The 12,031-nt window shown below is 63.2% G+C and carries 11 protein-coding genes; all 11 read left to right on the forward strand.

Annotated elements, in window-relative coordinates; genetic code table 11:
• Nucleotides 1-436 precede the first annotated feature (436 nt).
• The 11 genes from FJ930_RS21980 to FJ930_RS22030 are packed head-to-tail and all read left to right on the forward strand — an operon-like array spanning nt 437 to nt 12,030.
• Nucleotides 437-1,093, forward strand: a complete 657-nt coding sequence (locus tag FJ930_RS21980; protein ID WP_141840071.1) for a cytochrome c3 family protein — start codon at nt 437-439, stop codon at nt 1,091-1,093.
• A complete protein-coding gene (locus tag FJ930_RS21985; RefSeq protein ID WP_141840072.1) occupies nt 1,077-4,055 on the forward strand; it encodes a TAT-variant-translocated molybdopterin oxidoreductase in 2,979 nt (992 codons plus the stop codon). The genes FJ930_RS21980 and FJ930_RS21985 overlap by 17 nt, the downstream gene beginning before the upstream one ends.
• Nucleotides 4,048-5,406: an NrfD/PsrC family molybdoenzyme membrane anchor subunit gene (gene nrfD, locus FJ930_RS21990; RefSeq protein WP_141840073.1), complete on the forward strand. Its 1,359-nt coding sequence runs from the start codon at nt 4,048-4,050 to the stop codon at nt 5,404-5,406. Before FJ930_RS21985 ends, nrfD begins: the two co-directional genes overlap by 8 nt.
• Nucleotides 5,403-5,930 (forward strand): DUF3341 domain-containing protein, encoded by a 528-nt coding sequence (locus tag FJ930_RS21995; RefSeq protein WP_141840074.1) that lies wholly within the window; start codon nt 5,403-5,405, stop codon nt 5,928-5,930. Before nrfD ends, FJ930_RS21995 begins: the two co-directional genes overlap by 4 nt.
• On the forward strand, nt 5,927-6,466 hold the full coding sequence (locus FJ930_RS22000; RefSeq protein ID WP_246676986.1) for a cytochrome c: 540 nt from the start codon (nt 5,927-5,929) through the stop codon (nt 6,464-6,466). Before FJ930_RS21995 ends, FJ930_RS22000 begins: the two co-directional genes overlap by 4 nt.
• Complete coding sequence (locus FJ930_RS22005) at nt 6,463-7,599, forward strand: hypothetical protein (protein WP_141840075.1); 1,137 nt, start codon at nt 6,463-6,465, stop codon at nt 7,597-7,599. Before FJ930_RS22000 ends, FJ930_RS22005 begins: the two co-directional genes overlap by 4 nt.
• On the forward strand, nt 7,592-8,053 hold the full coding sequence (locus FJ930_RS22010) for a hypothetical protein (protein WP_141840076.1): 462 nt from the start codon (nt 7,592-7,594) through the stop codon (nt 8,051-8,053). The genes FJ930_RS22005 and FJ930_RS22010 overlap by 8 nt, the downstream gene beginning before the upstream one ends.
• Complete coding sequence (locus FJ930_RS22015) at nt 8,050-8,799, forward strand: hypothetical protein (RefSeq protein WP_141840077.1); 750 nt, start codon at nt 8,050-8,052, stop codon at nt 8,797-8,799. The genes FJ930_RS22010 and FJ930_RS22015 overlap by 4 nt, the downstream gene beginning before the upstream one ends.
• Complete coding sequence (coxB, locus tag FJ930_RS22020; RefSeq protein WP_141840078.1) at nt 8,796-9,755, forward strand: cytochrome c oxidase subunit II; 960 nt, start codon at nt 8,796-8,798, stop codon at nt 9,753-9,755. Before FJ930_RS22015 ends, coxB begins: the two co-directional genes overlap by 4 nt.
• Nucleotides 9,752-11,392, forward strand: coding sequence for a cytochrome c oxidase subunit I (gene ctaD, locus FJ930_RS22025; RefSeq protein WP_141840079.1), 1,641 nt, complete (start codon nt 9,752-9,754; stop codon nt 11,390-11,392). The genes coxB and ctaD overlap by 4 nt, the downstream gene beginning before the upstream one ends.
• Nucleotides 11,389-12,030: a cytochrome c oxidase subunit 3 gene (locus FJ930_RS22030; protein ID WP_141840080.1), complete on the forward strand. Its 642-nt coding sequence runs from the start codon at nt 11,389-11,391 to the stop codon at nt 12,028-12,030. Before ctaD ends, FJ930_RS22030 begins: the two co-directional genes overlap by 4 nt.
• The last annotated feature ends 1 nt before the right edge of the window (nt 12,031 follow it).

Genomic DNA, 12,031 nt, shown 5'->3' on the forward strand with positions numbered 1-12,031 from the left:
TGGCCGTGGGCGGTAGGATGGCACCTGGCGTGGCTTTACCGGGACATCGGAGAGCGAGTTTCGAATCGGCCTGACAGGTTTTGGTGAAGCAGCGGCACGCCGGCGCAACACAGCGGCCGACAATCGCTCAAGCAGCTCTCTAACTTCCATCGGACTGATCTCCTCCCAAGAGAGCCCCCCGCTTGGTCCTACCTACCATCTGAAACCAACATGTGCATTAAACTTTGACATATCCGGCCTCGAACCGCGTCGCCGGCGTTTCGTCGCTTGCGAAAGGGCGAGCACATCCGTCTCCCGGGCACGCCGCTGCATTGCGACCAGTCGATTTGTTGCAGACTGATGGGGTCAAAAATTTGTGACTGCCGGCGTGGCGCCGGAACCATCCCTATGACGCGCCGTTAGCTCACACGCGCGTTTCAGCAAATTCGGCGAGGGGATGCCGCAGGTCTTTTCCAAGAGCGCCAATGGTGTCGCCCGCTTCGTGGTTTGGGCCACATGCGCGGCGTTGCTTCTAGCCATCGTGATCGGCATCGCCCTGCCGCGTTCAGGCTTCGTGACCGGCGTGGGCCAGGCGGTGGCTCAACCCGTCCCGTTCAGCCACAAGCACCATGTCGGCCAACTCGGGCTCGACTGCCGGTACTGTCACAACGGCGTCGAGACCTCGTCATCGGCCGGGCTGCCGGCCACCGAAGTCTGCATGACGTGCCATTCGCAGCTGTTCACCAACGCAGACATGCTGGCACCGGTGCGGGCGAGCCTGGCATCAGGGCATCCGCTCGAATGGCAGCGCGTCAACAGCGTTCCCGACTTCGTCTACTTCAATCATTCGATTCACATCGCCAAGGGCGTCGCCTGCGAGACATGCCATGGCGAGGTCGACGACATGCCGCTGACCGCGCGGGCGCATTCGCTGAACATGGGCTGGTGCCTCGATTGCCATCGCGATCCCCAGCCCAATCTGCGGCCACCGCAGGACGTGTTCCTGATGCATTGGAAGCCGCCTGACGACATCGCGCGGATCAGACGCTCACTGATCAGTTTGCTCGACATCCACCCCGAAACGATGACGGATTGCTATGTCTGCCATCGCTGATATCAGGCCAATTCCGACCGCCGGGATCGCCGCCTTGCGCGAGCAACTTTCGAGCGGCCATGACATGTGGCGGAGCCTCGACGAGATTGCCCGCACAGCTGAATTCCTGCGCTTCGTCGAAGCCGAATTCCCGGCATTGGCCGACCGCCTCCCAAGCCGCCTCGACCGGCGCACGATGCTGAAAGTGATGGGCGCTTCGCTGTCGCTTGCCGGGCTTACCGCCTGCAGCAAGGCGCGGAGCATCGTTCCCTATGTGCGTCAGCCTGAAAATGTCGTTCCCGGCAAGCCACGCTATTATGCAACGACGCTTTCAAGCGACGGCTTCGGCATCGGCGCCGTCGTGGAAAGCCATGAGGGACGCCCGACCAAGGTCGAGGGAAATCCCGACCACCCAGCCTCGCGCGGTGCCACCGATGCCATCATGCAGGCGGCTGTGCTCACCCTGTTTGATCCCGACCGCTCCCGCACGCCGCTGAAAGATGGCGAGCCGGCGGCCTACGGCGATTTCCTCGGGGATATGGCGGCGCTCGCTTCCAGGCTGGCTGGGTCGGGCGGCCTGGGCGCGGCCGTGCTGATGGAAGCGACGACGTCGCCGACAGCGAAGGTCCAGGTCGAAGCCCTGCGGGCACAATATCCGCGGTTGAAGATCTTCCGTCACGATCCACTTGCAACGACTGCTGGCGCTCAGGCATCGATGGCACTGTTCGGTAAAGCGTTGATGCCCGTCTACCGTTTCGACCGCGCGGAGACGATCTTCAGCCTCGACGCGGATTTCCTGGGGGAGGGGCCTGGCCGGCTTGCCTATGCGCGCGATTTCGCCGCGCGGCGGCGGGTGCGCGCCCCAAACGACAGCATGAACCGGCTCTATGCGGTGGAATCGACGCCGACCATCACGGGAGCGGCCGCCGATCATCGTCTCGCAATGCGGCCGAGCGAAATCGAGGCTGTTGCGGCTGCACTGGATGCTGTGCTGGGCGATCAAGCAAATTCGACGCCTTCTATTGTCGATCCTGCATGGATGGCGGCGCTGACGCAGGATTTGCGGGCGGCGGGCGCCAAGGCGCTGGTCGTGCCCGGCTCGCATCAAAGCGCCTTCGTGCATGCCTGCGCTCTTGCCGCCAATGCAAAGCTTGGATCCGTCGGCAGCACGGTGGAATTCATCGAGTCGCCGGATGAGGTTCGCTCCGACGGCGATCTGGCGGCACTCTGCAGCGCGATCGCCGACCACTCGGTCGATACGGTCGTGGTGCTCGGCGCAAACCCGTTGCACACCGCGCCGTCCGATCTCGACGTCCATAATTTGTTCTCCGAATTGAAGCTGCTCCTCCACTTCGGCCTTTACAGGGACGAAACGGCCCTTCATGCCCACTGGCACGCGCCGGCCGCGCATGAGCTCGAAAGCTGGAGCGATAGTCGTGCCTATGACGGCACCGCCTCGATCGTGCAGCCGCTTATCGAACCGCTTTTCGGCGGCAAGACCATTCATGAGATTCTCGCTGCTCTCAGTGGCCGCTTCGATGCCGATGCGCTGGCGCTGGTCCGCCAGACCTGGAAAGCCCTCGACGACACAGCCTGGCGCAAGGCCCTGCGCGACGGCGTTGTGCCGGACAGCGCGTCCAAGCCAGTGCCGATCACAATGGCGCCGGATCTGGGCGGGTTGCAGCACCACCCGGTGACCGCGAACGGCTTCGATATCCGTTTCGTTGCCGATCCATGGCTGCGCGACGGGCGCTACGCCAACGCCTCCTGGCTGCAGGAGCTGCCTCGGCCGCTGACCAAACTCGTCTGGGGAAACGCAGCCTTGATGTCGCCCGCGAGCGCCGAGCGGCTGAAGCTCGAGAACGGCGGGATCATAAACATCGCGCAAGGCACCTCCAACATAGATGCCCCGATCTGGATCACGCCGGGGCACCCGGACGACACGGTGACGCTTTCCCTTGGCTTTGGGCGCAAGATCGGCTCGGTCGCGACGCTTGCTCATGGCTACGATGCATTTCGGTTGCGGACCAGCGGCGCGAATTGGGTAGCCGCTGGCGCCACGATCGTCGCTCGCGAGGGCAAGGCGGAGGTCATCACCACACAGCACCACCAGGCGATGGAAGGCCGTGCCATCATCCGGCACACTTCGCTCGATGGTTTCCGTGAGAACCCAGGCTTTGTCCGTGAGGGCGTTCCGCGCATGCCGACGGAGTCGCTCTACCCCGACTGGAACTATGACGAAGAGGCCTGGGCCATGGCGATCGACCTGTCGGCCTGCATCGGCTGCATGGCCTGCGTGTCCGCCTGCCAGTCCGAGAATAACATCGCGACTGTCGGCCCGGACGAATGCGCGCGCGGCCACGAGATGCACTGGCTGCGTATCGATCGCTACTATTCCGGACCGATCGATACGCCTGATCTGTTCTTCCAGCCTGTGCCTTGCATGCATTGCGAGAAGGCGCCATGCGAGGTGGTCTGTCCGGTCAACGCGACCGTGCACACCCATGACGGCTTGAACGCACAAGTCTACAACAGGTGCATCGGCACCCGCTACTGTTCGCAGAACTGCCCGTACAAGGTTCGGCGCTTCAATTTCCTCGACCACCAATCTTTCGACAAGGACGAGGCCGGCCCCGAGCAGGCCGTGCACAATCCGAACGTCACCGTGCGCTCGCGCGGCGTGATGGAAAAATGCACCTATTGCGTCCAGCGGATCAGCGCCAGGCGCATCCAGGCACAGATCGAAAACCGCGACATTGTAGACGGCGAGGTCGTGACGGCCTGCCAGCAGGCCTGCCCGACACGAGCCATAACCTTCGGCGACCAGAACAAGAGGGCCGCCAAGGTCGTCCAGGAGAAAAGCGCGCCGCATAATTATGCGCTGCTCGAAGAGCTCAACACCAGGCCGCGCACCACCTATCTCGGCAAGATCAGGAACAGCAACCCTAAGCTTGCTCAGCTGGGCGAGAAGACCGATGGCTGAGGCGGCCGCCAGGAGCACGGCCGTGCTGCGCGGCCGTCATGATTTTCCCGAAATCAGCGGGCGCATCGGCGCGATCGTGCTGGATGGCCGGCTGCCGCGCCATTTCTGGACAGCGTTCTTTTTCTGCTTTCTCCTGGTGCTCGTCTTCCTTTACTCCATCACCTACCTGATCTCGGTCGGCGTCGGTGCCTATGGCATCGACATCCCTGTCGCCTGGGGCACGATGATCTCGAATTTCGTCTGGTGGATCGGCATCGGTCATGCCGGCACATTGATTTCGGCCGTGCTGCTGTTGCTGCGCCAGCCATGGCGTGCCTCGATCAACCGCTTCGCCGAGGCAATGACGCTGTTTGCGGTCGCCATGGCCGGTCTCTTCCCGATCCTGCATCTGGGACGGCCTTGGTTCTTCTACTGGCTGCTGCCGTTGCCAAACACGCATATGCATTGGCCGCAGTGGCGAAGTCCGCTTGTGTGGGATTTCGCGGCGATCTCTACCTACGCCACCGTCTCTCTGCTCTTCTGGTACATGGGGCTGCTGCCCGACCTTGCCGTGCTGCGCGACAGGGCGAAGTCGCGCGCCGGGCAGCTCTTCTACGGCATATTGGCGCTTGGCTGGCGCGGCTCGGCCTTCCACTGGGCGCGCTATCAGACGGTCTATTTCCTGATGGCGGCATTGGCCACGCCCTTGGTCGTTTCGGTGCACTCGATCGTCGCGCTCGATTTCACCTTCGCAATCACGCCCGGCTATCACTCCACGATCTTCCCTCCCTATTTCGTCGCCGGTGCCTTGCTCTCCGGTTTCGCCATGGTGCTCACCATCGCCATTCCGCTGCGCTGGGCTTTTTCGGTCGAGGACCTGATCACGCTCAAGCACATGGACAATGCCGGCAAGCTGATGATCGCCGCGGGCATGATCGTCATCTACGGCTACGCGTCGGAAGCCTTCTTCGCTTGGTATTCGGGCGAGCCCTACGAGCGCGCGATGATGTGGCAGCGCGCCTTCGGCCCCTACGCGCCGCTGTTTTGGGTGATGCTGGCCTGCAATTGCGGCGCGCTGCAATTGCTCTGGTTCCGGCGCGTGCGCCTCAACATGCCGCTGCTGTTCGCGATCGCGCTGGTCATCAACATCGGCATGTGGCTCGAGCGCTACATCATCGTCGTCACCGGGCCGAGCCGTGATTACCTGCCATCGTCATGGGGCGAGCAGTCGTTGACCTGGCTCGATTTCGGCATCCTGTTCGGTTCGGTCGGCACTTTCTTCGCGCTCGTCTTCCTGTTCATTCGCATTCTCCCTGCCATCACCATCTTCGAGGTCGAGGAACTGGCCGAGGAAAAGGCACAGGCGACATGAGCCTGCACGGCATCATCGCGGTGTTCGCCGATCCCGAAGCGCTGACCGAAGCGGCATGCACGATGCGCGCGCGCGGCTACCGGCGCATGGATGCCTTCTCGCCCTTCTCGGTGCGCGGGCTGGCCGAAATACTCGGCATGCCAAAATCGCGCCTGCCCTGGGTCGTTCTTGGCGGCGGCATTCTGGGCGCGGTTTTGGTCTACGCACTGATCCTCTACTCGGTCGAGATCGACTATCCCGTCAATGTCGGCGGCCGGCCGCTGCATTCCTGGCCGGCCTTCGCCGTTATCGCCTTCGAGGCTGCGATACTGGGAGCGGCCCTAGCCGGTTTTGTCGGCATGCTCAGCGCCAACCGGCTGCCGCGATATTACCATCCAGTGTTCAACGCCGGCAGCTTCAGCTATGCGCGCGGCGGCAAGTTCTACCTCTTCATCGAGGCCGCCGATCCGAAATTCCGCAAAGGGGTGACCAAAGGCCAACTGACGCGGCTGGGCGCGCAAAGCGTCGAGGAGGTGGAAGCGTGAAGGCGCGGTTCGCCCTGCTTCTGGCTGCCATGCTCATCGCCGGCTGCCGCCAGGACATGGAAGACCAGCCGCGCTACAATCCGCTCGCGAAAAGTGACCAATTCGCCGACGGCATGTCGGCGCGAATGCCGGCCAAGGGAACGGTCGCGCGCGACGCCGACCTCTCGTCGGTGCCCGATACTTTCCCCTATCCGATCACGATGGCGCTGCTGCAACGCGGCCGGCAGCGTTTTGACATCTTCTGTTCGCCTTGCCATGGCCGCACCGGCGACGGCCACGGTATGATCGTCCAGCGCGGTTTTCCGGCGCCACCTTCCTATCACCAGGACGCCCTGCGCAAGGCAACCGACAGACACATCTACGATGTCATCACGGACGGCTATGGTGCGATGTATTCCTATGCCGCGCGTGTGGCGCCTGCCGATCGCTGGGCGATCGTCGCCTATGTCAGGGCCTTGCAGTATTCGCGGGACGCGCCCGTTGCCGGGCTTCCCGAACGCCTGCGCGCCCGGCTCGAGGCGGAGGCGGCGCGATGATGCGGTTTGCCGTCGATCGTTGTACAGGGTTGGCGCTGGCCGCCGCGGCAGCAGGATTGCTGTCCTGCGGGGCAGAAGGGATTGCCGATGTCCGGGCGATGCTGGCTGCCTGGCTCACCACGGCGCTTTTCCTGCTCGGCTTGCCACTTGGCGCGCTGACCATATTGACGGTGCATGGGCTGACCGGCGGGCGGTGGGGCGAGGCGGTCCGCCAGCCGCTGCGCGCGTTGGTGGCGACACTGCCGCTGGGCCTGCTTTTTCTCCTGCCGGTGCTGCTCCGGCTCGACCTCGTCTTTCCCTGGGCAAGCACCGATGGGGCAGCGCTGCCCGAGACGGTGCGCGAGAAACTGGCCTATCTGAACGTCCCGTTTTTCCTGCTGCGTTTCGCGGTCTGTGCCGCGATCTGGCTTTCGTTGGCGTGGCTTGTGCTCGGCTGGACAGCGGAGGACGAAAGCAGGGATCGTCGGGATGCGGGCAAAGGTTGCGCCGTCGGGCTGATTGTCCACGGTGTGGCGGTCACGGTCTTCGCCATCGACTGGATGCTGTCCCTCGAGCCGGAGTTCACCTCGACCATCTACGCCTTCCTGGAAGCAGCCTCGGAAGTGGTGGGCGCCTTCGCCCTTGCCATGATCATGCTCGCGGCAAAGCGCGCCATCGAGATCCTGCCTGGCGGCGAGGAGGACGTGGCACTGAGCGAAGACGTCGCCAACATGGCGTTCGGTTTCATGCTGATGTGGGCCTATCTCGCCTTCATGCAGTGGCTGGTGATCTGGGGCGGCGACCTGCCGGAGGAGATCCACTGGTATGTCATCCGCAGCAGCCATGGCTGGCAGTATCTGCTCTGGCTTCTGATCGCGGGTCAGTTCGCCCTGCCGCTGGCCGCTTTCCTCAGCCGGGATGTAAAGCGCAGCCATGCAGGTCTGCTCGGGCTCGCCGGCATCGTGCTTGCCGGTCACTTCATCGATATTTTCTGGCGGATCCGGCCGGCGCTTTTCAATGGCGGTGCGCAGGAGCTTTGGTGCGATCTGGCAGCGATGGCGGGCGCCGGCGGACTCTGGCTGGCGCTGCTGTTCTTCTTGGCTGAGCGACCCGACGTGATCGCTCTCTGGCGGCGGAGGCCTGCACATGGCTAAGGTCGCCCGCCACCCCGAAAAACGCGATGTATGGCCGCGCGCGCTGCTCGGTTTTGGTGCCGGGCTGCTGTTGTTTTTGGCCGTAGCTGCAATCGCCATCAGGCTCGTCTTCGACACATCGCCATTTTGGCCGTCGCCTGGCGCTTCGACATTGTCCAATCAGGCAAGTCCGGCATTGCAGCCGGCGCCGGAAAGCGATCTCGCCGGTTTCCGAGCGCAAGAGGATCGGGAATTGCAGGAACTTGGCTGGGTCGATCGCGCCGTCGGCATTGCCCGCATACCGATCGACGAGGCGATGTCGGCGCTCGCCAGCCATGGCCTGCCCGATTGGGGCCAGCATGCAGCAACGACCGGCGGCGGCAATTGTCCATTGCTTGCAGAGGGCGTGCCGCGCACGCCGCAGGCGGATCGCTGCCGTGGATCGGCATCGGGCAATGGCGGGGGTGGTCCATGAAAGGCTGGCTTGTTGCACTGGGTCTGCTCATCGCCATGCCGGCCATCGCGGCCGAGCGCCCGACCTTCGATCCGCAAATCGGCGCGCAACTCGACCTTGGCCGGTCGCTTCGCGATGTGGCCGGGAAACAGCGAACGCTCGGCGAAACGCTCGGCGGGCGCCCCGCGCTGCTTATCTTCGGCTACGACAAATGCCCCAATCTTTGCGGCGTCACCCAACAAGCGGTTGCCTCGGACCTGAAGAAAATATCGCTCAGTCCGGCAAGCTACCTTGCGCTGTTCGTCTCCATTCATGCCGCCGAAACAATTGGCGATGCCGCCGACATGCAGGCCGCGATCGCGCCTGTAGCTGGCGATGGACTGTCTTCGTGGCGGTTCCTCACCAGTGCCGACGGCGCCGGCGCGGCTCTTGCCGCGCAAGCCGGCATTGCCTTCGACCGACGCGCCGGCATCGACCAGTTCGTTCATCCGATCGCCATCATTGCGCTGACGCCGGCAGGCCGTATAGCGCAGGTGCTGCCGGCACTGACCTTCACGCCGCGCGATCTCGAACTGGCACTGGTCGAGGCGTCCGCGGGCAAGCTTGGCTCGATTGCCGACCATGTCTTTTTGCTTTGTGCCGGCTTCGACACGTCGAGAGGCCAGTACACGCCGGCGATCTGGGCTGTCCTGAAGGTGGCGGGCATCGCGACGGTTCTTGGACTCGCAATGACGATCCTGCGGCTGATGCGCGGGAGGCGCGCATGAGCTTCGGCATTCCGTTTTTTCCGCAGCAAGCGTCGTCCGCCGCGGGCAGCGTCGATGCGCTGTTCTATACGTTGCTCGCCTTTGCCATCGCGCTTGGTCTCTCGCTCACCTTTCTCGTGGTCGGCTATGCCGTCAAATACCGCGTCGGTTCGCCTGCCGGCCGCACCGGGGAGCGAGCGCGCAGCCTGCCCCTGGAATTGACCTGGACCATCGCCAGCCTGGTCATCGCCTTCATCTTTTTCGGCTGGGGCGCCGTGCTGTTTGTCCGCCGCGACCATCCGCCGCCGAATGCCATAGAGATCGCCGGCCTCGGCAAGCAGTGGATGTGGGAGTTTCGCCATCCCGGCGGCCAGCGCGAGATCAACGAATTGCACGTGCCGGTCGGCAGAGCCGTGGTGGTGTCGCTGGCATCGCAGGATGTCATCCACTCGTTTTTCGTTCCCGCCTTCAGGGTCAAGCAGGACGCCGTGCCGGGGCGCACCACCCATGTCTGGTTCATCGCCACGGAACCAGGCCGTTACCATCTGTTCTGCGCCCAGTATTGCGGCACGCAGCACTCCGAAATGGGCGGCTGGGTGACCGCGATGGCGCCGGAGCAGTATGCCTCCTGGCTGGAGAGCCAAGGCGAGGGGGAAACGCTGGCAGCGAGCGGCGAAAAGCTGTTCCAAGCGCTTGGCTGTTCGGGCTGCCACGGTAATTCGAGCAAGGTCAGGGCGCCTTCGCTTGCGGGTATTTTCGGCCGGCCGGTGGCGTTGGCCAACCAGCAGACGGTGATCGCCGACGAACGCTATCTGCGCGATTCCATCCTTGTCCCCAACAAGGAGATCGCCGCCGGCTACGAACCGGTGATGCCGAGTTTCGACGGGTTGGTCGACGAGGGGGAACTGCAGATGCTGCTCGCCTATCTCAAGTCGCTTTCACCTCGGGAGCCGGCAAAAAACGAGGCAGTCCGATGAGCGTTTCCGCAGCGGCCGCAAACTATCTGGGCGAAGGCAGTGGCCCGCGCGCCTGGTTGTTGACGACGGACCATAAGCGGGTGGCCTGGCTCTACCTCGTTTCGCTGACCGCTTTCTTCTTCCTTGGCGGCGCCTTCGCCGTCCTGATCCGCATCGAACTTGCGACGCCGGCCGGCGATCTCGTCTCCGATGATGTCTACAACAGGCTGTTTTCGCTGCACGGCATCATCATGGTCTGGTTCTTCCTGGTGCCGTCGATTCCGGCGACGCTCGGCAATTTCCTGCTGCCGCTGATGATCGGCGCGCGCGATCTTGCCTTCCCGCGCCTCAACCTTGCCAGCTGGTATGTGTTCATTTTTGGCAGCTTCTTCGCCCTGTTCTCCGTCGTTGCCGGCGGCGTCGACACTGGCTGGACCTTCTACACGCCGCTGTCGACGCTCTATGCCAACGGGTTCGTCTCGTCCGCCGCCCTTGGCGTCTTCATCGTCGGGTTTTCGACGATCATGACCGGCATCAATTTCATCGTCACCGTGCACACGCTGCGCGCGCCGGGCCTCACCTGGTTCCGGCTGCCGATCTTCGTCTGGACGATGTATGCGACGGCCCTGGTAATGGTGCTGGCGACGCCGGTGCTCGCCGCGTCGCTGATCCTGATCGTTCTGGAGCGCGTCTTCGGCATCGGCATCTTCAACCCCAGGCTTGGTGGCGATCCGCTGCTCTTCCAGCACCTGTTCTGGTTCTACTCGCATCCGGCGGTCTACATCATGATCCTGCCCGGCATGGGTGTCGTGTCGGAAGTGTTGCCCTGCTTCAGCCGCCGGCCGCTGTTCGGCTACAAGGCGGTCGCTCTGTCCTCGATGGCGATTGCCGTCTTCGGCTTCCTGGTCTGGGGCCATCATATGTTCGTCAGCGGGCAATCGGCCTATGCCGGCGTGGTGTTTTCGTTCCTGTCGTTCTGCGTCGCCATCCCATCCGCGATCAAGGTTTTCAACTGGAGCCTGACATTGCGCAAGGGCGAGATCAGCTTCGAGACTTCGATGCTCTATGCGCTGTTTTTCCTGGCGCTGTTCACTTTCGGCGGCTTGGCCGGCCTGTTCCTGGCGGCTCTGGCCATCGACGAGCATGTCCATGACACCTACTTCGTCGTCGCCCATTTCCACTATATCATGGTCGGCGGCATGGTGACCGCCTATATGGCCGGCCTGCATTTCTGGTGGCCGAAGCTCACCGGCCGCATGTATTCCGAGACCTGGGGGCGCATCGCGGCGACAGTCACGTTTCTCGGTTTCAACCTCACCTTCTTCCCGCAATATGTCCTGGGTTTCCTCGGCATGCCGCGGCGCTACCACACCTACCCGCCGGAGTTCCAATTCTGGCACGTGCTGTCGTCGGGGGGCGCCGTCGTGCTGGCCATCGGCTATCTCTTGCCGCTGTTCTATCTCACCTGGTCGCTGTTTCGCGGCGCGCGGGCCCCGGACAATCCATGGCAGGCAACCGGCTTGGAGTGGCAGACGAGTTCGCCGCCGCCGCCGCACAATTTCGAGACGATGCCGGTGGTGACGCGGCCGGCTTACGCCTACGACATGAAGGGGCTGGAGCATGAACGCTTCAGCCCGCATCTGGAGGCGGGCCAGTGAGTGGCCAGACGCAGAGCATCGCCTTCGACAAGGCATCTCGCGAGAAGGCAGCCGACATCTTGGCCATGTGGGTTTTCATCGGCTCCGAGGCGATGCTATTTGGCGCCATTTTCCTGGTTTTTCTCATCGCGCATATGAATTATGGCGCTGCCTTCGCAGCAGCATCCAAACATCTGTCGCTTCGGCTCGGCACGTTGAACACAGCCATATTGATCACCAGCAGCTTTACCATGGCGCTGGCGCATATGTATTCGGCGGACGGTCGCTGGCGCGCGGCAATCTGGTCGCTGGCGGCGACCTCTCTGCTCGGACTTGGTTTCCTGGCCGTCAAGGCGGTCGAATACAGCAAGGAGTTCAGCGACGGGCTGGCGCCCGTTCTCGGCGCGCCGTTCAGCTATACCGGACCGGACCCCGTTCACGCCGAATTCTTCTTCGGCCTCTATTTCGCGATGACCTTCCTGCATGCCCTGCATCTGATTGCGGGCATTCTCGCTATCGCCGGGGTGCTTGCGTTGTGGTCTCATGCCAATCCAGCCGGCAGGGCTCGCCGGATACAAGCCGTCGGTCTTTACTGGCATTTCGTCGACATCGTCTGGGTCTTCCTGTTTCCGATCCTCTATCTGATCAACCGAGGGTGAC

It is taken from the genome of Mesorhizobium sp. B2-4-15, from assembly GCF_006658505.1.
Taxonomy (GTDB): Bacteria; Pseudomonadota; Alphaproteobacteria; order Rhizobiales; family Rhizobiaceae; genus Mesorhizobium.